General features: G+C 72.4%; 17 protein-coding genes. 10 read left to right on the forward strand and 7 right to left on the reverse strand.

The annotated features are described in order from the left end of the window. Positions 1 to 24 precede the first annotated feature (24 nt). The 6 genes from ACW62_RS11370 to ACW62_RS11395 all read right to left on the reverse strand — a co-directional run bounded on the left by ACW62_RS11370 (position 25) and on the right by ACW62_RS11395 (position 12,574). Positions 25 to 2,928, reverse strand: a complete 2,904-nt coding sequence (locus ACW62_RS11370) for a hypothetical protein (protein ID WP_157574679.1) — start codon at positions 2,926 to 2,928, stop codon at positions 25 to 27. A gap of 37 nt (positions 2,929 to 2,965) precedes the next feature. After that, the gene (locus tag ACW62_RS11375; protein ID WP_053204219.1) at positions 2,966 to 5,392 is read right to left on the reverse strand and encodes a ligand-binding sensor domain-containing protein; all 2,427 of its coding nucleotides are present in this window, start codon (positions 5,390 to 5,392) and stop codon (positions 2,966 to 2,968) included. A 37-nt stretch (positions 5,393 to 5,429) separates the two neighbouring features. Further along, positions 5,430 to 8,381, reverse strand: coding sequence for a hypothetical protein (locus ACW62_RS11380; RefSeq protein ID WP_157574680.1), 2,952 nt, complete (start codon positions 8,379 to 8,381; stop codon positions 5,430 to 5,432). A 137-nt stretch (positions 8,382 to 8,518) separates the two neighbouring features. Next, positions 8,519 to 10,012, reverse strand: a complete 1,494-nt coding sequence (locus ACW62_RS11385) for a DUF4127 family protein (protein ID WP_169792038.1) — start codon at positions 10,010 to 10,012, stop codon at positions 8,519 to 8,521. 22 nt (positions 10,013 to 10,034) lie between these two features. Beyond that, positions 10,035 to 11,351 carry a mandelate racemase/muconate lactonizing enzyme family protein gene (locus ACW62_RS11390; protein ID WP_053204221.1) on the reverse strand — a complete coding sequence of 439 codons (1,317 nt, stop codon included), beginning with the start codon at positions 11,349 to 11,351 and terminating at the stop codon, positions 10,035 to 10,037. Then, positions 11,348 to 12,574: an AGE family epimerase/isomerase gene (locus ACW62_RS11395; RefSeq protein ID WP_053204222.1), complete on the reverse strand. Its 1,227-nt coding sequence runs from the start codon at positions 12,572 to 12,574 to the stop codon at positions 11,348 to 11,350. Before ACW62_RS11395 ends, ACW62_RS11390 begins: the two co-directional genes overlap by 4 nt. Before the next feature lie 94 nt (positions 12,575 to 12,668). On the opposite strand from ACW62_RS11395, the gene ACW62_RS11400 reads away from it, so the two are divergent. The 8 genes from ACW62_RS11400 (at position 12,669) to ACW62_RS11435 (ending at position 22,175) form a co-directional block, all read left to right on the forward strand. Further along, positions 12,669 to 13,655 (forward strand): LacI family DNA-binding transcriptional regulator, encoded by a 987-nt coding sequence (locus tag ACW62_RS11400; RefSeq protein ID WP_053204223.1) that lies wholly within the window; start codon positions 12,669 to 12,671, stop codon positions 13,653 to 13,655. A gap of 189 nt (positions 13,656 to 13,844) precedes the next feature. After that, positions 13,845 to 15,425, forward strand: coding sequence for a thiamine pyrophosphate-binding protein (locus tag ACW62_RS11405; RefSeq protein ID WP_053204224.1), 1,581 nt, complete (start codon positions 13,845 to 13,847; stop codon positions 15,423 to 15,425). Between the two features lie 25 nt (positions 15,426 to 15,450). Next, positions 15,451 to 16,521 carry an ABC transporter substrate-binding protein gene (locus ACW62_RS11410; RefSeq protein ID WP_053204225.1) on the forward strand — a complete coding sequence of 357 codons (1,071 nt, stop codon included), beginning with the start codon at positions 15,451 to 15,453 and terminating at the stop codon, positions 16,519 to 16,521. Continuing rightward, positions 16,518 to 17,387 (forward strand): ABC transporter permease, encoded by an 870-nt coding sequence (locus ACW62_RS11415; protein WP_053204226.1) that lies wholly within the window; start codon positions 16,518 to 16,520, stop codon positions 17,385 to 17,387. The genes ACW62_RS11410 and ACW62_RS11415 overlap by 4 nt, the downstream gene beginning before the upstream one ends. Then, positions 17,384 to 18,175 (forward strand): ABC transporter permease, encoded by a 792-nt coding sequence (locus ACW62_RS11420; protein WP_053204227.1) that lies wholly within the window; start codon positions 17,384 to 17,386, stop codon positions 18,173 to 18,175. Before ACW62_RS11415 ends, ACW62_RS11420 begins: the two co-directional genes overlap by 4 nt. Next, positions 18,165 to 19,304 carry an ABC transporter ATP-binding protein gene (locus ACW62_RS11425; protein ID WP_205629290.1) on the forward strand — a complete coding sequence of 380 codons (1,140 nt, stop codon included), beginning with the start codon at positions 18,165 to 18,167 and terminating at the stop codon, positions 19,302 to 19,304. The genes ACW62_RS11420 and ACW62_RS11425 overlap by 11 nt, the downstream gene beginning before the upstream one ends. Positions 19,305 to 19,345: 41 nt before the next feature. Beyond that, positions 19,346 to 20,926: a zinc-binding metallopeptidase family protein gene (locus tag ACW62_RS11430; protein WP_053204228.1), complete on the forward strand. Its 1,581-nt coding sequence runs from the start codon at positions 19,346 to 19,348 to the stop codon at positions 20,924 to 20,926. Between the two features lie 49 nt (positions 20,927 to 20,975). Beyond that, a complete protein-coding gene (locus ACW62_RS11435) occupies positions 20,976 to 22,175 on the forward strand; it encodes a hypothetical protein (protein WP_053204229.1) in 1,200 nt (399 codons plus the stop codon). A 575-nt stretch (positions 22,176 to 22,750) separates the two neighbouring features. On the opposite strand, the gene ACW62_RS11440 is transcribed toward ACW62_RS11435, so the two are convergent. Then, positions 22,751 to 24,286 carry a helix-turn-helix domain-containing protein gene (locus ACW62_RS11440; protein WP_053204230.1) on the reverse strand — a complete coding sequence of 512 codons (1,536 nt, stop codon included), beginning with the start codon at positions 24,284 to 24,286 and terminating at the stop codon, positions 22,751 to 22,753. Positions 24,287 to 24,513: 227 nt separating this feature from the next. Between ACW62_RS11440 and ACW62_RS11445 the strand changes: the two genes are divergently transcribed. Both ACW62_RS11445 and ACW62_RS11450 read left to right on the forward strand, forming a co-directional pair. Next, entirely contained in the window at positions 24,514 to 25,458 is a 945-nt protein-coding gene (locus tag ACW62_RS11445) for an Lrp/AsnC family transcriptional regulator (RefSeq protein WP_169792039.1), read from the forward strand. A gap of 64 nt (positions 25,459 to 25,522) precedes the next feature. Further along, a complete protein-coding gene (locus ACW62_RS11450) occupies positions 25,523 to 26,290 on the forward strand; it encodes a FadR/GntR family transcriptional regulator (RefSeq protein WP_053204232.1) in 768 nt (255 codons plus the stop codon). Positions 26,291 to 26,296: the final 6 nt, after the last annotated feature.

The raw sequence follows: 26,296 nt of genomic DNA on the forward strand, positions 1-26,296 counted from the left end.
ACAGCACGTGTCGACAGGGTCATGTCACTCCATCCCCAGCTGGCACTGCCCGTCGCGCGGCCCGGTCACGGTGTTCGAGCCGGCCTGGCCAACGAGGTAGGCGTTGTTGCCGGTGCAGGCGAGCGGTCCGGTGATCTCGTTCGCGGTGAAGCTGAACTCGTCGGCGGCGTTGCCGGTCAGGCGCACCGGTCCGCTGATCGTGTTGCCGGTGAATCGGAGGCGGGTGCTGGTGCCGCCGATGTCGACCGGGCCACTCAGCGTGGATCCGGTGACGTCGAGCGTGCCGGCCGAGGTGACGCTGAGCGGGCCGGCGATCGTGGCGTCGGTGACGTGCAGGCTGCCGCCGCCGGACACGTTGACCGGTCCGTCGACCGTCACGCCGTTCACACAGACGGTGCTGCCGTCGGCGGTCAGCGGTGCTGCGCGGTCCTCGTCGACGGTGACGTCGCACCGCACCTCGGCCGCGGCGGGGGTCCAGCGCAGCAGCTCCGACGAGCGGCCGTAGTAGTACCGGCCGTCCCGATCGATGGCGAGGTTGGCGGTGTTGGTGGCGATGATCTCCATGTCCAGCGTGTCCGGGTCCACCTCGAAGACCCGCCCGCTGGTCGAGCCGACCAGCATGCCGTTGTGCCAGTAGAGTTCCCGGCCTCGGACGTAGGCTCGGCTGTCGTCGGTGTTGAAGTACCGCCGCTGCGCGACGACCTCGCGGGTGGCAGGGTCGAACTTGAAGATCGAGTTTGCCGTCACGCCCCAGAGGTAGCCCTCGTCGTCGAAGACCAGTCCGGACACGTGGCCGTCGCCAGGCACCGGAACCGTGTCGAACACGACTTCCTCGGTGTCGGGGTCGAAGATGAACAGCTTGCCCTCGGTTTCAGTGGGCACCTGCCCAAGACCGCCGGTGATGCCGGAGCCGCCGTAGAGCAGACCGTCGCGGTACTGCAGGGCGTAGATCGACTGGTTGTGGATGATGTTGTCGTACACCTCCATCGTCATCGCCTGCGGGTCGAGGATCGCGAGCGCACCGCCCAGCCGGGCCGGCACCGGGAAGGTGCCGATGGCCACCTTGTCGTCCATGCTGGTCATCGCGATGGGCCGGTCCTGCTGGTGTCCGACCCGCAGCCTCGGCCGCGGGTTGACGCCGGACTCCCAGGGGAGCGACGGGTCGTAGACGTCGATGCCCGCGCCGGTGTAGGTGCCGTAGATCAGTAGGCCGTCGTGCGAGTGGAAGTCCATGATCTGACCGCTCAACGGCAGGCTGGTGGCCTCGCCGGTGTCCGGGTCGATGTGCGCGAACGCGGCGCCGCCGGTGTAGATGTCACCCGCTGGGCCGGTGCCGATGGTGCGCATCGTGGTCGCCGCGCCGAGCGCGTCGGTGGGCAGCATCTTGCAGGAGTCGGTGGCCGGGTCGAAGGCGAAGAACTCGCCGTTGTTGCCGCGCGCCGTCACCAGCACCTGGTCGGACATGCCGTCGATCTGCATCGGCACGTCGCTCCAGTTCCGCACCGCCGAGCCGCCGATGTCGAAGCAGGTGGGCCGGGTCGCCCCGGTGTCCAGGTCATAGGCCAGCGACTTGCCGCCGACGAGCGGGAACATCACCTCGCGGTGGGTCACGCCGTCGCGCACGGTCTCGAACTCCGGCGAGACGTTCAGTCCGACGACGGGCTGCTCGATCTCGTCCACCCAGGTGCCGGTGGTCAGGTCGTAGACGTGCAGGATGCTCGACGGCCGGTAGCGGACGAACATGAGGTTGCCGCGGATGTCGATGTCGTCGACGAACTCCTGGTTCGTCTCCGACGGCGGGTTCGGCAGGATGGTCACCACGTCGGTGGTCAGGTCGACCTTGGCCAGGACGGCGGCGGTGGCGCCGAGGCCGACGTACGCGGTCTCGCCGACGATGTCGATGACCCGGGCGTACTTGTTGCCGGGGTTGACGGTGCCGTGGTCGTGCCAGCTGCCGTCGGTGGGGTTGTAGGAGAAGAGCTTGCCGTCGGGGTACGAGCCCCACACGACGCGGCCCGACTCGGTCATGCCGATGCCCCAGAGGTTCGTCTGGCCGTACGGCTTCTCGTTCAGCAGCTCGAAGGTCATGGCGTCGGGGTCGAACCGGTAGATGGCACCGACGAAGTCGCTGCCGATGTAGATGCTGCGGTCGTCGGCGGTCACGTAGGTCCAGGCCTGGCCGATCTTGGGCATCTCCTGGCTGTGCAGCAGTTCGCCGGTGTTGATGTCCACCACGCTCGCGACCGACGGCTCGCCCTTGGCGATCACCACTCCGATGGCCCGGCCGGAGGCGTCGGTGGTGTAGCCGATGCCAGCCGACACGAGATCGGTCAGTGGCCGGCCGAGGCTCTCCTCGGTCCCGCGGAACGGCGCCGGCTCGAACCGGACGTTGTCCACGTAGGCGTCGACGGTCGCGGTGCTGCCGCTGTTCATCACCACCTGGGCCTGCGTGGCGCCCGCGGGCACGGTGGTCACCCAGGTCTGCGGGGACCACGCGTTGAGCACGGAGTCCCAGCTGTAGGTGTCGATGCCGACTCGGGTCCCGGCGCTGTCCAGGTAGTACACGGTGGAGTTCATGGTCCCGGACGTGACGTAGAGGTCGAGCCGGATGCGGTACTCCTCACCGGCGACGGCCGGTACCGCGGCGGAGGCGATGGCGCCGCCGAGCCTCGTGTCCGGGTCGGCGAAGTGCAGGCTCTGGGCGCCGTGGGAGGCGCGTTCGCCGGTCACCTCGGCGGTCCCCGCGGGCGGCAGCCACAACGTCGACCAGCCTTCGATCGCACCGTCCGCACCCACCGGTGCCTCGAAGCTGGGGTTGACCAGCGGATTGCTGCCGTCTTCCGCCGACGCCGCGGGCGCGGCGGCGGCCGGTACGGCCGCCATCAGCCCGGCCGCCAGGACCGAGACGCCTCGTCTTCTCCACGTCATGTGGCACTCCTTCGCAAGTGGTGGCAGCGGGATGTCGTCAGAGGCCGGCGCATTGGCCGGTGCGGGCGCCGGTGACGGTGTTGGGTTCGCCGTCGCTGACCGGTGCGGGGTCGTTGCCGGTGCAGGCGAGGGCCCCGGTGATGGTGTTGCCGCCGACGACGGGTGGCGCCGTGGTGGTGTTGCCGGTCAGGCTGACCGGGCCGGTGATCTCGTTGCCCGTGACGGCGAGGGTGCCGGTGGTGCCGGTGAGGAGGATCGGCCCGGTGATCCGGGAGCCGGTGATGATGACGGTGTCGGCGCCGCTGGTGGCGATGGGGCCGCTGACGGTGGCGTCGGTGATGCAGAGCGTGCCGTCGGTGACCGACAGCGGCCCGACGTGGGTGCCGGTGATCTCCTGGTCGCAGACGACGGGGTCGGGGACGTCGTACGTGAACAGGTGGACGCCGGTCGAGAACAGGATGTCGCCGTTGGGGTCGACGTTGGCGTAGTTGCCGGCGCCGTTGACCAGCCGGGTGTACTCCATGGTGTCCGGGTCGATGCGGAACAGCGAGCCGCGGTTGGTGCCGTAGACGTTGCCGTCGGCGCCGGTCACCAGGTAGGCCCAGGCCCAGACCGTGCCGGAGCCGTAGCGGTGGCCCAGCAGCTTCTCGGAGTAGACGATCTGCTCCTGCGCGGGGTCGTACTTGAAGACGGTGTCCTCGGAGACGCCCCAGATCAGGCCGTCGGGGCCGACGGTGAGGCCGGTGACGCCCTCGTCGCCGGCCACCGGGACGAAGTCGTGCACCTTCTGCCCGGTGTCGGGGTCGAACACGACGAAGTGCGCCTCGGTCTGGCCGGACGGGGGAGCGCCCAGGCCGCCGTCGAGCGTGGTGCCCACGTACAGCAGCCCTTCGTGGTAGAGCACCGAGATCACCGACTGCTCCGCCACGATCTGCGTGGTGAAGACGGTCTTCTCCTGGGTGGCGAAGTCGTACATCGTGACGGCGCCCTGATGGGTGCCGTAGTAGGGGACGGTGCCCATGAAGACGCGGTCGTTCTGTTCGTCGTAGTCCATGGCGAACGGGCGGTCCTGGTCCTCGGCCTTGAGATCGAACAGCAGCCTCGGCGCCGCGCCGGACGCGGGGTCGTACTCCAGCAGCTTCCCGTTGCCATACGCGCCGAGCAGCATCTTCCCGTCCCGCACGGCCGCGGACTCGTACTGGCCGGACTGCAGCGTCGCGCCGATCTCGCCGGTGACCGAGTCGAACGGCGTGAGCCCGATCATGTAGCCGGAGGCGTACATCGAGTCGGGACCGGTCAGGATCTTCTGCACCGTCACCGGGTTGGCGAAGTCGACCGTGTGCAGTTCGGACCGACCGGTGGTCGGGTTCATCAGGACGCTGCCGCCCTGGGTCGCGGCGAGCATGCTGTAGCCGGGCCACTCGGGGTCGTCGAGCTGGATCCAGCGGCTGTCGTTGAGGTAGGCGTTCGTCTTGATGCCGAGGTCGCGCGTGGTCGCGGTGGCGGAGTCGTACTCCCAGAAGTTCGTGCCGAACCCGAAGATGAACTTGCCGGGAGCGTCGGGGCGGGCGGACACGTGGTATCCGAACGCTTCTCGGTCCTTGCCCGTCCAGTACTCGACGGTGTCGTCGGGTCGCAGGACCAGCAGCTGGCTGGAGACCGTGCGGGCGAACAACCGGTCCCCGGTGAAGGTGAAGGTGTTGATGAACGTCTCGTCCATCAGCCCGGGCGCGTTCTCCGCGGTGATCAGCGCGGTCTTCGTCCCGTCGGACGTGATCTTGTAGACCTGGGCCCGCGTCCCGCCCACGCCGACGTAGAGGGTGTCGCGCTCGAAGTCGTACGCGAGCGCCCGGACGTAGGCCTGGGTCGGGTCGACGGCGCCCAGGTTGACGATGGAGCCGTCGGCCGGGTCGTACTTGAAGAGGTACCCCTTCGGGTAGGTGCCGATGTACATGGTGCCGTCGGGGCCGGCGGTCATCGTGATGGGGTAGCCGTCGCCGGGCTTGTCGGGGTTGACGAGGCCGAGATCGGTCACCTGCTGGGTGGCGGGGTCGTACTGCCACAGCTTGTAGTCGTGGTTGGTGCCGATGTAGACCTTGCCGTCGGTGGACTTCCTGATCTCGAAGTTCCCCTCGGCGCCGGCCAACGGCAACGCGCGGATGACCTCGCCGGTGTTGGCGTCGGCGACGACGAGCGTGCACGGGTTGTCGGTGTCCGCGTGGCCGCGGTAGGCGCCGTAGGTGACGGCCCTGCCGTCCTCCTCGCCGAGCACCGAGTTGGTGGTGATCTTGCTGGTCACCGGCGTTCCCAGGTAGCTGATCGCCGGGTCCTGGGCCAGCACGTCGTCCGGGGTCGGGCTGGACGGGAGCGGCGGCGGCGTCGCGGCGGCGGCCGGCGGGCCGGCGAGTGCCGCGCCGGTCAGCGCGAGTCCCGCGGCGGTGACCAGGGAGAGGATTCGGTGCATCACTACCTCGCTTGTCGTCGGGTCGAGAGGCGCGTGGTCAGAGGCCGGCGCACTGGCCGGCGGTGGGGCCGGTGACGGTGTTGGGGTCGCCGCCGTCGACCGGCGCCGGCGCGTTGCCACTGCAGGCCAGCGGACCGTCGATGCGGTTGTCGCCGACGACGGACGGCGCCTCAGTGGTGTTGCCGGTGAGGCTGACCGCCCCGGTGATGTCGTTGCCGGTGAGGGTGAGCGTCCCGGTGGTGCCGGTGAGGTGGATCGGCCCGGTGATCGTGGAGCCGGTGATGGCGACAGTGTCGGCGCCGGTGGCGGTGATCGGGCCGCTGACGGTGGCGTCGGTGACGCAGAGCGTGCCGTCCGTGACCGCCACCGGTCCGGTATGAGTGCCGGTGATCTCCCGGTCGCACTGGAGCGCGTCGGGGACGTCGTACCTGTACACGTCCACACCGTGGGAGAAGAGGAGGTCGCCGTTCGCGTCGACGTTGGCGTAGTTGCCGACGCCGTTCACGAGGAGCGTGTACTCCATCGTCTCGGGGTCGATCCGGAACACCGAGAACCGGTTCGTGCCGTAGACGTTGCCGTCGGCGCCGGTCACCAGGTAGGCCCAGGCCCAGACGGTGCTGGTGCCGTACCGGGTGCGCAGCAGCTTCTCGGAGAAGACGATCTCCTCGGTCGCCGGGTCGTACTTGAAGACGGTGTCCTCCGACACGCCCCAGATCAGCCCGTCCGGGCCCACCGTCAGGCCGGTCACGCCCTCGTCGCCGGCCACCGGGATGATGTCGCGCACCTGCTGCCCGGTGTCGGGGTCGAAGACGACGAAGTGGCCGTCGGTCTGGCCGGACGGGGGAGCGCCGAGGCTGCCGTCGACGGTCGTGCCGGCGTACACGAGCCCGTCGTGGTAGAGCACCGAGATGACCGACTGGTCGGTGACGATGCCGGTCGTGTGGACGATCTTCTCCCCGGTGGCGAAGTCGTACTGGGTGAGCGCGCCCTGGTTGGAGCCGTAGTAGGCGACCGTGCCGACGAACAGCCGGTCGTTCTCCTCGTCGTAGTCCATGCCGAACGGGCGGTCCTGGCCCTCGGCCTTGAGGTCGAACAGCAGCCGCGGCGCGACTTCGGCGGCCGGGTCGTACTCCGATACCCGGCCGTTGCCGTACGAGCCGAGCAGCATCGTGTCGCCGCGGACCGCCGACGACTCGTACTGGCCGGACTGCAGCGTCTCGCCGGCCTCGCCGGTGACCGAGTCGAACGGCGCGAGTCCGACCATGTAGCCGGAGGCGTACATCGAATCCGGCCCGGTGAGGATCTTCTGCACGGTGACCGGGTTGGCGAACTCGACGGTGTGCGGCTCGGACCGGCCGGTCGCCGGGTTCATCAGCACCGTGCCGTCCTGCGTGGCGGCGAGCAGGCTGTAGCCGGGCCACTCGGGATCGTCCAGTTGCACCCAGCGGCTGTCGTTGAGGTACCCGTTCGTCGCGATGCCCAGGTTGCGGGTGGTCCGGGTCGCGGAGTCGTACTCCCAGAACGTCGAGCCGAACGTGAAGACGTACTTGCCGGGCGCGTCCGGGCGGGCCGAGACGTGGTACCCGTGCATCTCGTTGCCCTGGCCCCTCCAGTACTCCACCGTGTCGTCGGCCCGGATGACCAGCAGTTGGTTGGCGACCCGGGCGAAGAGGCGGTCGTCGACGAAGGTGAACGTGCTGACGAACGACTCGTCCATGGCGCCGGGCGTGGCCTCGTCGCTGAGCAGTTCCGTCGTGGTGCCGTCGGGGGCCACCTTGAAGATCTGGGCCCGGGTGCCGCCGGTGCCGACGTAGAGGGTGTCCCGCTCGAAGTCGTAGGCCAGGCCCTTGATGTAGGCCTGGGTCGGATCGACCGCACCGAGGTTGGTGATCGAGTCGTCGGCCGGGTCGTACAGGTACAGGTAGCCCTTGGGGTACGTGCCGATGTACATGGTGCCGTCGGGGCCGGCGGTCATGGTGAAGGCGTGGCCGTCCTTGGGGGTCTGCGGGTTGAGCGGCCCGATGTCCCGGAGTTGCTGGGTTCCGGGGTCGTACGACCACAGGTGGAAGTCGGGGGTGGTGGCGAAGTAGATGGTGCCGTCGGTCGAGGCCCGCGTCTCGAACGTCCCTTCGGCGCCGGCGGCCGGCAGGGCGCGGATGACCTCGCCGGTGTCGGCGTTCGCCACCACGAACGTGGCCGGGTGATCGGTGTCCGGGTGGCCTCGGTAGACGCCGTACGTGACGGCCGTGCCACCCTCGTCGCCGAGCACCGCGTTCGTGGTGATCTTGCTGGTGACGGGCGTCCCCAGGTGCGAGATCCGCGGGTTCTGCGCGACGACGTCCGCCGGCGTGGGGTCGGTCAGCCGGGGCGGCTCGACGGCGCCGGCGGTGACCGTGACCGTGTCGAAGTAGCCGGCGCCGCGCGGGGAGGTGGCCGAGTAGAGCAGGACGGTGCCGGTGACCGCGCCCTCGGGGGCGGTGGCGGTGATCGACGTCTTGGTCCACGCGCCGCCGGTCTCGCCCTGCGGGGTGGCGACGTTCGTGAGGCGGTGGCCCTCGGCGTCGTAGAACCGCAGGTAGACGGCGAGCTGGTCGCGGTCGACGCGGGTCATCGCCGCGGCCGTGTAGGCCCGCCGCACCTCGACGTCGAAGTGGTCGCTCTCGATGGCGACGCCGTAGACGTCGGACCCGTCGGTGATCGACAGGCTGTGGGTGCCGTCCTGCGCCGCGTCCTCGGTGACCGCGTACGAGGTGTCCGGCCGCTCCGCACCCACCAGCTGCCACCCTGGGATCGCCCCGTCGGCGACGGGCTCCTCGAACGACGGGTTGACCAGGACCGGGTCCGCCACCGCGGCGGACCCCGCGGCCGGCGCAGGCGTCGCCGCCGATGCCAGCAGCAGCGCGGTGGCGCCGAGAAGCGCGGCGGCGCGGGCCGCGAGGCGACCGGCCAGCCCTGGGCCGTGGGGTCCGTTCACGTGCCGAGAAGTCATCGCGACTAGCTCCCTTTCCTCGCCGGAATGGAACCGAGCGCCGCGCATGCAAGGGGAGCGGCCGGAGCGGCCGGCGGACGATACAACCGATTGCATGCAAGCGGTTGCAAGGAAGCTAGCGGTCTGGCCGCGAGCCGTCAAGAGGGCGTGGTGGCCACCCGCGTCAGGTCGAAGTCGACGGTGAACGTGTACGACCAGGGCAGCCTGGCGTTGTCGATGCGCCACCCGGCGAGCGCGTCGACACCGGCCGCCCAGGCGCGAAGATCACGGGTGATCCGGTCGTGGACAGCCGGCAACTCGTCGAGCGGGGGGTCGAGGAGCCCACGGGCGGCGGCCTCGTCCTGGATCCGTCGCCGCACGACCGGCAGGTAGTGGGCGTCCTCGATGATCTTGCGGGCCAGGAAGCGGCGTCGTTCGGCGGCCGCGGCCTCGGTCCCGTCGAGAACGGCCGCGACGCCGGCGGCGAGGGTGGTGCCGATCGAGTTGCCGGCGGTGTTCCAGCCGCCGTAGGCGCTCAGGCGTCCCAGTGCCGACCGCGCGTCCAGCGCCTCGACCAGCCGGGGGTCGCCGCCGTTGGCGTAGTGCACGTCGGCCAGCGCCACCACGTGACCGCCGTCGAGCAGCCGTTCGACGGCGTCGGCGAGCGAGTCCACCGGCGCCGCGGCGGCGAGGTCAGGTGGCGAGGACACCCAGTCGCCGGGCTCGCGCGCCGGTGGGTGCACGGCGAGCACCAGGTCCGCGTCGGCGGGATCGGCCACCTGGACGCCGCCGACGGCCCGGATCTGGTTCCCTAGGCCGACCCGGAGCGGCCGGTCCTCGTACGGCGCGATGCGGTCGAGGCCGGCTTCGTCCGGGCAGACGACCGCGATCCGCGGCCGCACGCCGGCGGCGCTGGCCGCGACGCGGGCCACCAGCACGCTGGGCACCTCGTCGGCGCCCGGATACATCAGCACGTCGGCGCCGAGACGGTCGGCCCAGTGCCCGAGCAGGCGGCGCTCGGCCGCCGGCAGGCCGCGCGGCGCGGTGTCGTCCGAGGAGATCACCAGCGTGTCGAAGGCGCCGTCGGCCGCCAGCTCCAGCGCGGCGAGGTTCACCGCGTGGTTGCGGGCACGACGCCGCACGAGGTCGCGGACGTACTCGTCGGGAACGCGCGCGCGGGCGGCGGCGACCGCCGTCTCGTCGGCCTCGCCGAGCGACGCCTCATCCCACAGCCTGGAGAGCGTCCCGAGCGCCGCGCCGTGGGTGGCCCAGTACTCCGGCTCCTGTCGGGAGCGGGCGCGGTTGTCGTAGGTGGGAAGCCGGGTCACGACGCCGTAGGCGGTCACCGGCGCCCCGAGCTCGCGCAGGACGGAGAGCCGCGGGACGACGTCGGCCATCCGGTCATCGGTGTTCCGCGACGGGATCAGCCCACCGTGCACGAGCAGTTCGAGCGAGACCAGCACATGGTCGACGTCGGGCGCGACGCGACGCAGCCAGCCGGCGAGGGCCGCGGTGTCGGCGGGCGTCCGGAACGACGGCATCAGCTCCGCGGGCGGTGTCACGACGTCGACGCCGGCGCAGCGGCCGATCGTCGCCGCGTAGCCGCGGGTGTTCGGCCGCTCGTCGGGCGGGAGCAGGGCGATGCGGGTCACGTCGGGCACCTTCCGGAGGGGGTCAGTAGAGGCCGGGCTCGGCCGGCGCGGAGATCGTCACGGCGCCGTCGCGCACGGTCGTGAGGTCCGGCCGGTCGCGGCCGAGCCGGTCGTTGGCCGCCGGCGCGTACTGCCGGCTGTTGTACTCCAGCAGCGGTGCGGGCAGGTCGAACAGGCTGACCAGCCGGGCCGAGTGCACCAGCGCGAGGTCGACCGCGGTGAGGTCCTGGACGGTCACGTAGAGACCGGCCGTCTTGGCGGCGGCGTGCGCGAGCAGCGCGGCGCTGTGCCCCTTGCCCGCCTTGATGACGATCCCGCTCCAGCCGGCGTCCCGCAGCGCCGGCACGGTGTGCGGATCGGTCAGCCCCTCGTCCATGACGATGGGAAGGCGGCGGCCGATGCGGGCCAGTCCGGCCGGATCCGGCGTCGCGTCCCGCGGCACCGGCTGCTCGACGTAGCCGACGGCCCGGCCGGCCGCTGGATCGATTCGCTCGAGCTCGTCCAGCAGGTCCTCGACGTCGTCCGGCCGCTGGTAGCCCTCGTTCGGGTCGATCGCCAGCGCCAGGTCGAGGCCGAGGTCCCGGCCCAGCCGGTGAACGGCGGCCACCCGCAGGGCGTCCTCGCTCGCGTCGCGGGCATGGACCTTGACCTTCACGTGCCGCACGCCGTCGGCCGTGATCCACTCGCGCAGGGACCGCTGGTCGTCCGCGGCGTCGTCCGGCTCGAGCGGGTCGGTCGCGCCGGCCAGGTGCTGGACCTCCAGCCGGGTCCGGCGGGCGGCGAGGAAGTCGCCCGGCCACCGGCCGCTCAGCGCCGGACCGAGCGAGACGCCGAGGTCGTCGTGCAGGTGCCGCCCGGTGTACATCGTGTGGGCGGGGCGCTGCGCGGCCCGGGCCCAGGCGTCGTGCAGCGCGTTGTCGACGGCGCCGAGCGACAGCAGTGCGGCCAGCGACGGCACCGGCTCACCGAGCCGGGCGGCCGCGGCGATGCCCGCGGCGGCGTCGCCGACGGCCTCGTGGGCGTCGAGCCAGCGGCGGATCGGGTCGACCGGCGGCAGGCCGCACGATTCGTCGGCCAGCCGGCGGGTCAGGTCGCGCAGGACGGCGTCGCGCTGCTCGACCGTGAGCGCGGAGCCCGGCCAGGCCCACGGGACCGAGAGGATCGACGCGCCGCGGCCCGTGGCGAGCCGGCCCGCGCGGTTGCGGACGTCCAGCTCGACGACGGCCACCGTGAACCACGCGATGGTCCGGCCGCTGATGACGAAGGGGTGGTCGAGGTCGGTCTGCGAGAACGCCACCCGGGCGTCGAGCACCTCGACGTCGGTGTCGATCCCGGTCACGGCTGGGCCTCCAGTTCGACGAGCTGCAGGAGGTTGCGGGCGATGTGGAACGGGTCCTTCACCGGCAGCGCCACGACCTCGTCGAGCGGCCGGCCCGCGCGGTCGCGGATCTGGATCCATTCCGCGCCGTCGGCGCCGCCGGGGAAGGTGTCCAGCGTGTAGTCCCAGATGCGGTCGAACCACTCGCCCGCGCCGGTGTCGCCGTAGCGGCGCGCGGCCAGCGCCGTGGTGTAGGCGGCCTCGGTGTGCACCCACCAGAGCTTGGTGTCCCAGGTGCGGGCGAGCAGCCGCTCATACGGCGTGCCCGAGTCGCGGCCGCGGGGCGCCGCGGGCGCGGCGCGGTCGACGTAGCGGAACAGGCCGCCGTGGGTCTCGTCCCAGGCCGACGCGCACAACGGCGCCACACTGGCCAGCAGGTCCGGGACGACGTCCGGGCGGCCGAGCAGCTCGGCCGTGTGCAGCGCGACCCACAGGCCCTCCAGCGCGTGGCCGGGTACCCGGTGCCGCGCCACCAGCGTCTCGTCGAGGGCCGGGCCGGTGGGCCGCATCTCCACGAAGGTGCCGTCGGGGAGCCGGTGGGTGAGCACGACGTCCAGCGCCGTCTCCAGGCGGTGCCGGTCCGGCTCCGGCAGGCCGCCGAGCCGCTGCCGTGCCTCCGCGTGCACGAGCAGCGTGTTGAGCAGGATCATCCGCGGCCCGAACGCGACGAAGCCAGGCGGGACGTCGTACGGCGGTGTCGGCGCGGTGCCGTCGTCGATGTCGCGGGCGGCCCGCGCCAGGATCGGCTCGGCGAGCTCCAGCCAGCCCGGCTCCGCGGTGACGGCGGCCAGTTCGGCCAGCCCCATGACCACGAAGCAGTCGGCGTACACGCTGCGCGTCTCGCCGTTCGGCCCGGCCGCCGGCGTGCCGTCGGTGGCCGTGACGAAGTGGCACGTCGCGTCGTCGCGGATGGCGTGGCGGGCGAGGAACGCCGCGCCGGCCTCGGCCTGCCGGACGAGGGCGGCGGCGTCGGCGTCGAGCAGGCCGCGCCCGGCCAGCCCGGCCGCACGGGCGAGCAGCCAGACGAAGCGCCCCTGCGACCACGTGTACTTGTCGGTCGACGCCAGCGTGCGGCCGCGGTTGTCGAAACACGTGTGGAAACCGCCGTGCTCGGGGTCGATCCCGTGCTCCAGCCAGAACGGCAGGATGACCTTCTCCAGTTCGGTCCGCGCCTTGGATCGCATCGCCTTCCTCAAGGTAGCAATCGCTTGCAGTAGATTTTCGCGGCTACAGTAGCGCGTGGAAAGGAGAGCAGTGGCAGGCGAACGATCGAAACGGGTGACGATCTACTCGATCGCCCAGGAATGCGGCGTTTCGGCGTCGACGGTGTCGCGGGCCTTCACCCGCCCGGACATCGTGAACGACGATGTCCGCGAGCGCATCCATGCCGTCGCGAAGCGCCTGGGCTACCAGCCGAACAAGGCGGCGCGCGGACTGGCCACCGGCCGTGCGGGCATGGTGGGCCTGCTCGTCCCCGACATCACCAACCCGTTCTTCCCGCCGCTCGTCCGCGCGATCCAGCAGGCCGCGTCCGTCCAGGACTGGTCGGTCCTGCTGCTCGACGCCGACGAGGTGGCCGACGAGGAGACCGAGCTCGTCGAGCAGGTCAGGGCACAGGTCGACGGCCTGATCGTCGCGTCGCCGCGCTCGCCCGACGCCGACCTCGAGGACACCCTCGGCGACCTCCCCGCCGTCGTCGTGAACCGCGTCGTCGCTGGCCGGCCGAGCGTCGTCTGCGACAACTCGGCGGCGCTGACGGCGGCCGGGCAGCACCTGCACCAGCTCGGGCACCGGCGGTTCGCGCTGCTGCGCGGCCCCGAGGCGTCCTGGGCGGCGCGCCAGCGGGCCGAGGCGATCCGCGGCTGGGCGCTCGCGGCCGGGGTCGAGCTGGTCGAGCTCGGCGACTTCGCCGCGTCCTACGAGGGCGGACGCGAGGCGGCGCCGGCGCTGCTCGGCAGCGACGCCACGGCGGCGTTCGCGTTCGACGACCTCATGGCCTGCGGCGTGCTCGCCGGCCTGGCCGAGGCCGGCCGCTCCGTCCCCGACGACCACAGCCTGGTCGGCTGCGACGACGTCCTCCTCGCCCAGACGGTGACGCCCAGCCTCACCACCGTCACCGCACCCGTCGGTGAGCTGGGGACGACGGCCATCGAGCTGCTCCATGCGGCCATGCGGGGCGAGGACGCCCGCCAGGTGCGCCTCGACGGCACGCTGACGCTGCGCGCGTCCACCGGAGCCGTACCGGCAGGTGTCGTCAGCCGCTGACCGCGGCCTGCTCCCGCCACATTCTCGCTGGTGAGACCGGCTCCCTAGCCAGCGGCGTTGTCAGCCGGGCCAGGACGCCCCGGGCCGAGGTTGGTCACGGGGACATGGCCGGCGTCGTGACCTGCTGCCTAGATTGACGAGCATGCCGGGCACCTCGGGCCCCGGAACGCGAGGGGGAGCGGTGTGCGAATGGACTGGATGACCGGCGGCCAGGCGGCGGTGACGGCGCTCGCCGCCCACGGCGTCGAGGTGGTCTTCGGGATCCCCGGCAGCCACAACCTGGAGGTCTACCGGCACCTGACCGCGGCCGGCATCCGGCACGTCGTCTGCCGGCACGAGCAGGGCGCCGGCTATGCGGCCGACGGGTACGCGCGGGTCGCCGGGCGGCCCGGGGTGATCGTCACGACCAGCGGGCCGGGCATCCTCAACGCGGCGGCGGCACTGGCCAGCGCCTACGGCGACTCCGTGCCGGTGCTGGCCATCACGCCGGGACCGCCGCGCGGCACCGAGCGGCTGGACCGCGGCTGGATGCACGAGGTGAAGGACCAGCGCGCCGCGCTGGACGCGATCGTGGACCGCGCCCTGCGCTGCGAGAGCCCGCAGGCCGTGGCCGACGCGGTCGGCGACGTGTTCGCCGGCTGGGCCGCCACCCGGACCCGCCCGGTCGTCCTGGAGATCCCGGTCGACGTGCTCGCCGAGGCCGGCCCGGTCGGTCCGATCGGCGCCCGGCCGGCGCCGGCCGCGCCGATCGCACCGGACGACGCCCTGGCCAGGGCGGCCGGCCTGCTCGACGCCGCCGCGACGCCGGTCGTCGTCGCCGGTGGCGGGGCGATCCGCGCCACCGCGGCGGTCCGGGCGCTGGCCGAGCGGCTGGGCGCGCCGGTCGTCGAGACCCAGCGGGGCAAGGGCGTCCTGCCGGCCGGCCACGAGCTGGCCGTCGGGCCGGCGCTGGGCACCACGGCCGGACGGGCGCTCGTGCGCGCGGCCGACGTCGTCCTCGTCGTCGGCACCGAGCTGAGCGACGCCGAGGCCGGCGGCGAACCGCTGGCCTGCACCGGCACCGTGATCCGGGTGGACCTCAGCCCCGCCCAGCTGCACAAGAACCTGCCCGCCGACCTGCCGCTGCTGGGCGACGCCGCGCAGGTGCTGGACCGGCTGGCCGCGCTGGTCCAGCCGGCCGGCGACGACGACGGCGCCGCCCGGGCGCGACAGGCCGCCGACGCCGTCGCGGCGGAGCTGGACGACGTGCTGCGGCCGCACCGCTGGATCCACGACGCGCTGGTGAAGGTGCTGCCGGCCGGCGCCGTGCTCACCGGCGACAGCTCACAGGTGACCTACAAGGGGACCATCCACCTGTGGCCCGCACCGGCGCCGGACCGGGTCCTGGCGCCGTCCGGGTTCGCCACCCTCGGCTACGCCGTCCCGGCCGCCGTCGGCGCGACCGTGGCCGACCCCGGCGTGCCGGTCGTCGCCGTGCTCGGCGACGGCGCCCTGATGTTCAGCGTCCAGGAGCTGCGGACCGCCGCCGACCTCGGACGCCCGCTGCCGGTCGTCGTCGCCGACAACGGCGGCTACGCCGAGATCGCCGAGGAGATGGACGCCGCGGGGATCCCGCGGCTCGGTGTCGACCTGCCACCGCCGGACTATCCGGCACTGGCCGCCGCCATGGGCGCGGCCTACGCGGCCGTGGCGGACGCGGCGACGCTCGCCGACGCCGTCGCCGCCGCGCTCGACCATCCGGGGCCGACGTTGATCCTGGCCCGGTCCTGACAACCAGAGAATGAGGTCGATTGGCATGAAGAGCAGAAACCTGGCCGTCGCGAGCATCGCCGGCGCTGCCGCGCTGCTGCTGGCCGCCTGCGGAGGCGGCGGCGACACCGCCCAGACCGGCGGGGACAGCGGGTCGGTCACGTTCGTCGCCTGGGGCGGCAACGCTCAGGAGGCCGCCACCAAGGGCTGGCTCGAGCCGTTCTCCGAGGAGACCGGCATCCAGGTCGTCCAGGACAGCCCCAACGACTACGCGAAGTTCCAGCAGATGGTCGAGGGCGGGAACGTCATCTGGGACGTCGTCCAGTCCGGCTCCGACATCGGCGTCGTCGACGACCCCAACGGCATCCTCACCGAGATCGACTGCACCGTGGTGCCCTGCGACGAGCTGAACGGCCTGTTCGGGGCGGAGAAGTACGGCATCCCCGCCCTGGTGTTCAGCGTCGTGCTCGGCTACAACACCGAGGCGTTCGACCAGGCGCCGACGTCATGGGCGGACTTCTTCGACGTCGAGGCGTTCCCCGGCCAGCGCGCCGTCTACGCCAAGGACGCCTCCGGCGGCCTGCAGGGCCTGCTCGACCTCGCGCTCATCCAGGACGGCGTCCCCATCGACGAGCTGTACCCGCTGGACGTCGAGCGGGCGCTGGCCAAGCTGGAGACGATCAAGGACCACCTGATCTTCTACAACGACTTCGCCGAGTGCACGAACCTGCTCGCGACCGGCGAGGCCGTCATGGCCAACTGCTACAACGGCCGCATCGCGCTGGCCAAGGACGAGGGGCTGCCGGTCGATCTCGTGTGGTCCAACCAGGTCCAGTACGCCGACTACATGGTCGTGCCGAAGGGCGCTCCGGCCGAGGAGAACGCCATGCAGCTGATCGCCTACATGGTCGACAAGGACACCAGCGCCCAGCTGGGCAACTTCATCGCCTACGGGTCGCCGAACCCGCAGGCGTCGCCGGACCCGGCGGTCGCGGACACGCTGCCGACGTCGAACGAGCTGTCCGGTGCCGACGCCCCGATCCGCATCGACGACGCGTGGTGGGTGCCGAACCTCGAGGCCGTCAACCAGCGCTGGGCGGAGTGGAAGGCACAGTGACGTCGCCAGAGACGGGCCGGCGCCTGCGCCGGCCCGACTTCTGGACGCTGGCCGGCCTGCCCGGGCTGCTGTTCGTGCTGCTCGCCTTCGGCGTCCCGATGGTGACGATCGTCGTGCGCAGCCTCACCGACCCGTCGCCGGAGAACTTCCAGTTCCTCTTCACCGACGAGCTGTTCCGCCGCTCGCTGCTGCGGACGGTGTACGTGGCGCTGCTGGTGACGGGGCTCAGCGTGCTGCTGGGCTACCCGTACGCGTACGCGATGGCGCGCAGCGGGCCGGTGCTGCGGACGTGGCTGATGGGCGCGCTGCTGCTGTCGTTCTGGACCAGCCTGCTGGTGCGCACGTTCGCCTGGGGCGTCCTGCTCAGCAACACCGGCGTCGTCAACGACCTGCTGCTCGACCTCGGCGTCATCGACCAGCCGCTGCCGCTGATCCGGAACCTGTTCGCCGTGCTCGTCGGCATGGTGCACGTGCTGGTGCCGTTCGCGATCCTGGCGATCTACGCGTCGCTGCGCGGCGTGGACGCCGAGCTCGAGCAGGCGGCGCAGGTCATGGGGGCGCGTCCGGCGCGGGCGTTCTGGCACGTGACGCTGCCGCTCTCCATGCCCGGGGTGGCGGCCGGCGCGGTGCTGGTGTTCGTGCTGTCGCTCGGGTTCTACCTGACGCCGGCGCTGCTCGGCGGGCCGGCCGACATCCTCGTCAGCCAGTCGATCGTGCTGCAGGTGCAGCAGTACCTCGACCCCGGCGTCGGGTCGGCGATGGCCGTGGTCCTGCTCGCGCTCGTACTGGCGTTCCTGGCCATCGCGTCGAAGGTGGTCGGGCTCGGGCGCATCCTCGGCGTGACCGGCAAGGAGGGGACCTCATGAGGGCCGGCCTGTTCGTGCGGGTGTTCGGCCTGGTGTTCGCCGCGATCCTGATCATCCCGACGGTGGTCGTGACCGCGACGGCGTTCACCGAGGGCAGCATCATCACCTTCCCGCCGCAGGGGATGTCGTGGCGGTGGTTCGAGGAGGTGCTGACCGACCCGGTGTGGACCGGGGCGATCCGCACCAGCCTAACGGTCGGCGTGCTCGCGGCGGTGATCGCCGTCCTGGTGGGGACGTCGCTCGCGCTGGCGGCCGCGCGTAGCGGGCTGCTCCCGAGCAGCCTGGTCGTGGCCGTCGGCATGACCCCGATGGTGGTGCCGCTGGTCGTCGTCGCCATCGGCGTCTACTTCGTCTACGTGCGCATCGGGCTCTACGGCGGCATCCTGTCGCTGGCCCTGGCGCACGCGGTGCTGGGCGTCCCGTTCGTCCTCGTCAACGTGCTGGCGGCGCTGCGCTCGCTGGACCCGCACGTGGAGGAGGCGGCGCGGGCCTGCGGCGCCGGTCCGGTGCGGACGCTGCTGCGCGTCACCGTCCCGCAGATCCTCCCGGCGGCGCTGATCGGCGGGCTGTTCGCCTTCATCACGTCGTGGGACGAAGTGGTCGTGGCGATCTTCCTCAACACGCCCACGCTGCGCACCCTGCCGGTCGTCATCTGGGGGCAGGTGCGCTCCGGCCTGGAGCCGTCCACGTCGGCCGTCGCCACCATCCTCACCGTCGTCTCGCTGGTCGTCTTCGCCCTCACGGCCGCCATCAGCTCTCGTCGATCCCGGAGTCGCCGTGTTCACTGACAAGTCCCGATCGCGCGGCACGGACGCGCCCGGTGCCGGCCTGTCCCTGGAGGGCATCGCCAAGCACTACGGCTCGGTCCGCGCCGTCGACGACGTCTCGCTGACCATCGAACCCGGCCAGTTCGTCACGCTGCTGGGCGCCTCCGGCTCCGGCAAGACGACCCTGCTGCGGGTGATCGCCGGGTTCCTGGAGCCGTCCGCCGGCCGCGTGCTGATCGACGGCCGCGACGTCACCGCGGTGCCGGTGCATCGCCGCAACATCGGCATGGTGTTCCAGAGCTACGCGCTCTTCCCGCACCTGTCGGTCGCGCGGAACATCGCGTTCCCGCTGGCCATGCGCGGTATGCGCAAGGCGGAGCGGCGCGAACTGGTGACGCAGGCGCTGGAGTCGGTGCACCTGCCCGGCTACGAGGACCGGATGCCGGCCCAGCTCTCAGGCGGGCAGCGGCAGCGGGTCGCGCTGGCCCGGGCGATCGTCTCCCGCCCCAGCCTGCTGCTGATGGACGAGCCGCTGGGCGCGCTGGACCGCCGGCTGCGCGAGGTCCTGCAGGTGGAGATCCTCAAACTCAGCCGGGAGCTCGGGCTGACGGTCGTCAACGTCACGCACGACCAGGAGGAGGCGTTCACGATGAGCGACCGGATCGCCCTGCTGGCCGACGGCAAGCTGGTCCAGTACGCCTCGCCGGAGGAGATCTACACCCGCCCGGTCTCCGACGTCGCCGCCGGCTTCCTCGGCGAGGCCAACCTGCTGCGCGGCGTGCTGACCCGCGCCGCGGACGGACGGCTGACGCTGCCCGCGCAGGACGGCCACGTCGAGATCGACGCCGCGACGGCCGTCCGCTCCGCCCCCGACGCCGGCGACGAGGTGGTCGTCGTGGTGCGGCCGTGGTCGGTCGGCGTCGAGCGGCTGGGCCGGGACGGCGCCGAGCCCGGCGCACCGTGCTGGCTGCGCGGCCGGCTCAGCGCCGTCATCTACGCCGGCGACTCGCAGAAGCTCATCGTCGAGCGTCCCGACGGCTCCGAGGTGGTCGTGCGCCGCTCGATGGACGGCCAGTTCGAGGCCGCGCCGGGAGAGGAGGTCCTGCTGACCTGGTCGTCCCGCGACGCCGTCGTCACCACGGCCGGCTGAGCCGCCGTACCCGTTCGTGCACTTCCAGAAAGGAACCGTTCATGTCGTTCACCAGCCGGCAGTCGTTGGCCGTCAAGCTCGTCGATGACCTGGCCCCCGAGCTGTCCGAATTCCACCGCCAGATCTGGTCGTACTCCGAGAGCGCCTGGCGCGAGTACCGGTCGGCCAAGCTGTACGTGGACCGGCTGCGAGCGGAGGGCTTCGAGGTCGAGGAGGGCTCCGGCGGGATGCCGACGGCGTTCCACGCGACCTGGGGGAGCGGCGGACCGCAGGTGGCGGCCTACGCCGAGTACGACGCCACGCCCGGCTACAGCCAGGACGCCGTCGCCGAGCGCGGCCCGCAGCCGGGGCTGCACCACTGGGCGCCGGGCTTCACCGACGCGCACAGTGCCCTCGGCGTCGGCGCGCTGGCCGGCGCGATCGCGGCCAAGCGGGCGCTGGAGCAGACCGGCGGCCCCGGCACGATCCACCTGTTCGGCGAGCCGGCCGAGAAGGTCTGCGGGTCCAAGGCCGTGCACGCGGCGAAGGGCTACTACGACGACCTCGACGCGGCGATCAGCTACCACCCGTACTGGCACAACACCGCGCTGTGGGACATCACCAACTGCCTCTACTGGTCGGTGGTCTTCACGTTCGAGTGCGTGGAGGAGGAGCCGTGGGGCAAGGAGCTGTTCCGCAGCAACTCCGTCGGCAGCCACAACCTGGTCCGCTCGCCGGGTGCGCTGGACGCGCTCAGCCTGATGGTCACGACGACCAAGTACACCAAGGAGAACATGTTCCCGAGCACGGGCTCGTGGACGCTCAACGAGGCGGTGCTGGGGGCCAGCCACGCGACCGCCGACAACCTGCCGCCGCGCATCTCGCAGCTGCAGTTCAGCTGGCGCTCGCCGCTGTACGACATCCAGGAGCAGATCCAGGAGATCCTGGTCCGCAACGCCCGGCACGTCGCCGCCATCACCAACACGAAGGTCTCCATGCGGTGGGTCACCCGGACCCGTCCCGGCCTGCCGAACCACGCGCTGACGACCGCGCTGTACGAGAACCTCACCGAGCTGGGCCCGACGACGTTCGGGCCGGAGGCACGGGCGTTCGCCGCCCAGCTGGAGAAGGCCGTCGGGCTGGAGCCGTCGGAGGCGCCGTTCCTGCCCGAGAACGAGGTGCTGATCAGCCCGCAGGAGACCGACCGCAGCATCCGCGAGCACCTGGTGCCCTGGCAGGACTGCACCGGCGCGGACGACTACACCGAGTACTCCTGGCACGCGCCGACGGTGCGCTTCTTCACGTCCAAGCCGTTCCTCGGCCAGCTCGGCATCGACCTGTGGCACTGGGCGAACAACGCGATGAACGGCTACCCCGCCGCCATCGACCCGTGCTGGATCAAGGGCGGCCAGACCATCGCCGCCACGGTCCTGCAGGCGATCGACGACGAGGCGATGCTGGCCACGGCCAAGGAGGAGTACGAGCGGCGCCGCGGCGCGGCCGACCCGCGGCTGGTGCGCCCGCTGCTGCCGGCCGACTTCGCCGCGCCGACCGAGCTGCCCTGGCCGGAGTACGTGCAGACCGCCCGCGGCTTCGAGTGGACCCTGCCGACCAGCCGCGACTACGGCGAGCGCATCGCGTGAGTGACCGGCGCCCGCCGGTCGGCCGGCGGCGTGCGCCGGTCTACTGGAGGTGACCGGCGGGGGGCCGCCGCGGCTGCCGCTGTTCGGTTCGCTGGCGCTCGTGTGCGCGCTGGAGACCCTGTTCGCGGCGGCCGTCCCGGCGCTGCTGCTCACCCGGCTGGCCGGCGCGCAGTATCTGGTGGGCGTCGTGATCGGCGCCGCGCTCGGGCTCGGCCTGCTGGCGACGCCGGCGGCGACGGCGCGGCTGGGGCGCGGCGCCGGGCGGGCGGTGGTGGCCTGGTGCGCGGCCGGCCTGCTGGTGTCCGGGGCGCTGTCGCTGACCCCGGCCGCGCTGCCGGTGGCCGCCGTCGTCGGCACCGCCCTGGTCTTCGGGGTGGCGCGGGCCGTCACGATGCTCGCGCTGCTCACCGAGGTGGGCCGGCTGGGGCCGGCGTCGCGCGGCCAGGGCCTCAACAGCACCGCGCAACGGCTGGGCTCCGGCCTGGGCGGGCTGGCCGCCGGCTGGGTGGTCGCCGGTGAGCGGTATGCGGCGGGCGCAGCGCTGCTCGCCGGTGGCGCGGCCGTCGTCGTGCTGCTGAGCCGGTGGAGCACGTCCGGCCCGGCCGGCGAGCACTCGGCGACGCCGGCGGTCGTGCCGGTGCGGCGGCGCTTCGCCGAGACCGGGGCGCTGCTGCGCCGTGACCGTGCGGTGCAGGCGGCCAGCCTGGTCAACCTGCTGGTGTGGCTGTGCGTGATCGTCGGCAACTCGCTGGTTCCGGTCGCGCTGCTGGACCGCGGCTGGTCCGCCGCGTCGACCGGGGCCGGCATCGTCGTGCTGGTGCTGCTGCGCGACCTGGCCGCCGCCGCGGCCGGCGCGACCTGCTGGCCGCTCGTGCGCCGGCTGCCGGTCGCCACCATCGTCGGCGGGGCGACGGCGCTACAGGTGGCCGCCGTGGTGGTGATGCTGGCCGGCGGGTTCGGCATCGCCGCCCTGGCCGCCGCGTCGGTGTTGTCCGGCGCCGCCGTCGCCGTCGGCATCGCCTGCGCGAACGTCGTCGTGACCAGCGCCTCCTGGGCGGCGCCGGAGCGGATCCCGGTCCGGCTCGCGGCGAGCCAGTACCTCACCGGCCTGCCGATCACGGCTGCGTCGATCCTGCTGGTGGTGGCGCTGGACGAGCTCGGCGGGACGACCGCGCTGGTGCTGACGGCGGCGGCGACGGTCCTCGCCGGCGCGGCGGCCGCGGGACGGTTGGTGGCCGGGGCCCGCTAGGGATCTTCGGCGGCGCGGATCGACGCCCAGCGATGCCGACCGGCGCGGGTGCGCTGGGAGTAGTGCTCGCCTCGTGGTGCGGCAGTTGGCCTGGTCTGCTGCGTTGGCCGGGGTCTGCCGCGTTCGCCGCTTTGTGGCAGGGGGACGGCCAACGCGGCAGACCCCCCGGCGCACGGTCGGCGGCACCGGCCGCGGTTGGGCGCGCACCTTGGCTAGGCTGACCGCCGCCCGGACGTCCGGTTCGTCCCGATTTCCAGCATGGTCAGCAGTGCCAAGGCACCCGCGGCGATCAGCCCACCAACCTGCGTAGATCACGAGGACTTGTTCATCTAGGGGTGTATCCCGAGTCCGTGGCCTATCGGCGACGCCCAGGTGGCGCCTCACCTAGACACCGCTGCGGCTCGTGACGATGTGCGCACCGATGAGAACCATGATCATGGCGCTATTTGTGTCGCCAGAGCAGCACAAACAGCGCCATGATCATGATTCTTACCGGCGGGAGCGGTGCTCGCTCGCGCCCGTTCCCCCTCTCGTGCGGGGCACCTCGGTCGGATTCGCTCCGCTAGCTCCGCCCGCTAGCTCCGCCCGGCCTCAGCCGCCGGGTGGGCGGTCACCGCGAGCCACAGCTGCATCCGCCCGGCGGTGGCGGACAGGTCGAGGCCGGTGAGCCGCTCGATCTGGGCCACCCGGTACTTCACCGTGTTGCGGTGCACGACCAGCGTCTCGGCGGCGCGGGCGATGGAGAAGTCCTCGTCGATCAGCGCCCGCACCGTGCCCATCAGGTTGGCCGGGGTGCGCTGGTCGGCCTCGATCAGCGGCCGCAGGCGTTCCCGGGCCAGCTCCGCCAGCGCCGGCTGCTCCTGCGCCATGAGCAGCCCGGACAGGCTCAGCGCGCGGCGCGGGTTGACGCCGGGACCGCGGCTCATGCCCTCGCGGGCCTCGAGGTAGCTGGTGCGCAGCCCGTCGGCGCCGGGCAGCATCGTGCCGGTGCCGACGTGGGGGGTGCCGCCCTGGGCGACGAGGTGGGCGTGCAGCATGCGGGCGTACTCGTCGGGGTCGCCGCTCTCCGGCACGACCAGGCACAGCGCACCGTCGACGTGCGCGGACAGGCCGACGTTCTCGGCGCGGTCGATCGGCAGCGGGAGCACCTGACGGGACAGGTCGCGCCGCGGGTCGGCGAACCGGCCGAGGATGACGGCGTGCGGCTCCGCGGCGACGACGCCGTGCCGGGCCAGCCGCCGCTCCGCCTCCGACTGTGACAGCGCGCGTCGCACGACGTCCTCGATGACCTGGCCGGCCAGCTCGCGCCGGCCGCTCAGCTCGGCCGCGTGCCGGGCCAGTTCCAGGCCGATCAGCCCGACGGCGAAGTGCAGCATGTCGGCGGAGTCCGGCGGATCGGGGGTGATCAGGTAGCCGGCCGGCACGCCGCCGGCCGTGATCGGCGTCCGGGTCTCCCCGCCGCGCGGCCGGGCGCCCAGGTGGTGCGCGTCGTACGGGGTGGCGACGGCGTGCGCGGGCGGGTACTGCGCGATGATCCCGCCCTGCGGATCGACGACGCGGACGTGCTGGCCGAGGCTGCGCGACAGCGCGGCGACGGTCGCCTGGACGCTGCCGGTCGACAGCACGGTCTCCAGCAGCACGGTCTGCGCCTGCGCCTGCCGGCTGGCAGTGAGGCAGTCGGCCCGGTGGATCACCTGGTCGGCGACGTACCGGCTGATGGCCGCGAACGGCGTGCCGGCGGCGACGGCGAGCACGGCCAGGCCGGCGTCGGCCGCGGCGGACACGACCGGGGGAGACACCGCGCGGAGCGGGCCGTCCAGCCCGAAGCCGACGCACGAGGCGCCGGCGCTGCCGAGGCGGTGGACGAAGGCGACCTGGTCGTCGACGGTGCGCAGCCGGCGGCCGCGGGTCAGCACCAGCGAGCCGTGGACCACGTGCGGCGTGGGGTCGGCCTGCTCGGTCTCGGTGACCCAGGTGACGCTCGCCTCGGTGTCGTCCGGGCCCAGCAGCCGCAGGCCGAGCCCGGCGGCGGCGAGGTCGGACGCGGTGCAGGAGCGGGTGTGCGGCGCCGGTGCGTGCGGCCGCGTCAGCGGGAGGGCGGAGATGGTCACGTCACTCCCGGCAACTCGGAGCGGCCCGGCCCAGCTGCCGCCGGGGCTCGGTACTCTCGGGCGTCCCGACGCCGGCGCCGGGCTGGATGCGGGTCACCGTCATGATGGCTGCCTCCTTGGGCCGATTGACATCGACCGACCTAATGGCACGGAGTATTGACGTCTTGACGCTAGGATGCAAGGGATGTTTGCTGAATTTATCGAAGTGACACGTGATCATGCGTGGCGTGCCGAAGGGTGAATCCGCTCTGATGGACGAGAAGGACCACGAGATCTTCCAGTGCCTGCGCGACGACGGCCGCAGCCCGGCCGCGCGCATCGGCGAGGAGGTCGGACTGTCGGCGGACGCCGTCCGCGCCCGCATCGCGAAGCTGGCCGACGACGGCGTGCTGCGCATCATCGGCGTCGTCGATCCGAGCAGCCTGGGCTACTTCTGCCTCGGCACGCTCGGCCTGGACTACCGCGGCGACATCGGCGAGCTGGTCGAGACGCTGCGGTCGCTGAGCTTCGTCACGTTCGTCGCCCTCACGCTCGGCGAGCACAACGTCATCTGCGAGATCGCCGCCACCGACGACGCCGAGCTGCTGGAGCACGCGACCTCGGTCGTCGGCCAGATCGCCGGCGTGCGCGGGCTGGAGATGTGGCGCATGGTCGACGTGCTCAAGTGGGAGGGCGAGGGGCGGCCGGAATCCACTCAGGCCGGCTCCCGGCGCAGTTACGACGGCCTCGACGGCGACCTGCTGCGGCTGCTGGTGCGCGACCCGCGGATGACCTTCCGCACCCTCGCCGAGCAGATCGGCCAGCCGTACTCGCTGGTGCGCCGGCGCGCCCAGGCGTTGTTCGACGACGGCGCCATCCGCGCGTCCGCGGTGCTGGACCGCAGCTCCGCGCACGCCGGCACCATGGGCATGCTGGGCCTGACGCTGACCGGCCCGCGGATCGACGCGGCGCTGGAGTTCGCCGTCGCGCAGCCGAAGATCACCATCGCCGTGCGCGCCGTCGGCCGCTTCTCGGCCACCCTCGAAGTCGTCTGCGACACCCCCGCTGAGCTGGTCGCACTCGCCGACCGGGTGAGCGAGCTGCCCGCGGTCAGCGCGGTGTCGACATACCTCTACGCACGCAGCCCGGTGCTGCCGATGCCCTGGCTGTTCCGCCGCGCGCCCCAGGGCTGATCTTTTTCGGCACTCCGTGCCGAAACCTTGACGACCCGCCGGGGCTCTGGCAGCATCAGCGGTCATGCGGTCAGACCAGCAGACCTTCAGGCCATTGCGCGGCGTCCATCGGCGCTATCTGCAGGTGGCGTTCCAGATCCTCCAGGCCATCGGCTCCGGCCAGACGCCGCTCGGCTCGCGGCTCCCGTCCGACCGCGACCTCGCCGAGCTCATGGGCGTCAGCCGGCTGACCGTCCGGGAGGCGGTGCTGGCGCTCGAGGTCGTCGGCATCCTGCAGGTGCGCTCCGGTGACGGCACCTACGTCGCCCACGACGGCACCCGGTCCTCGGCGATGGGCGAGCTGCTCACCGGCGCCTCCTTCCAGGTGCCGACGGCGGAGGTGCTGGAGGCGCGGCTCGCGGTCGAGCCGGTGGCGGTCGCGTTCACGGCGCAGCGGATCACCGACGCGGAGGCGGCCGAGATCGAGGAGCTGATCGACCGCGCCGCCGGGCTGGCCGAGGACGTCGACGGGCTCGGCGACTTCGTCAGCCTCGGCCTGGAGTTCCACGCGCACCTGCTCCAGCGCTGCCGCAACGCGCACCTCGCGGCGTTCACGACCGCGCTGGTCGACCTCGACGAGCACCCGCTGTGGACGCTGCTGAACGCCCAGGCCGTGCAGTCGGTCGAGGCGCGGCTCCAGCAGGTCGACGAGCACCGCGAGATCCTGCGCGCCGTCCGGGAGCACGACGCGGACCGTGCGGCGGCGCTGATCACCACCCACCTGGAGCACCTGCGCGACCAGGTGTACCAGCTCACCTCCACGTTCGCGCCGCAGTCCCAGCCCAGCCAGTAGAAGAGA

This window comes from Jiangella muralis (genome assembly GCF_001270745.1).
In the GTDB taxonomy this organism is placed as follows: Bacteria; Actinomycetota; Actinomycetes; order Jiangellales; family Jiangellaceae; genus Jiangella; species Jiangella muralis.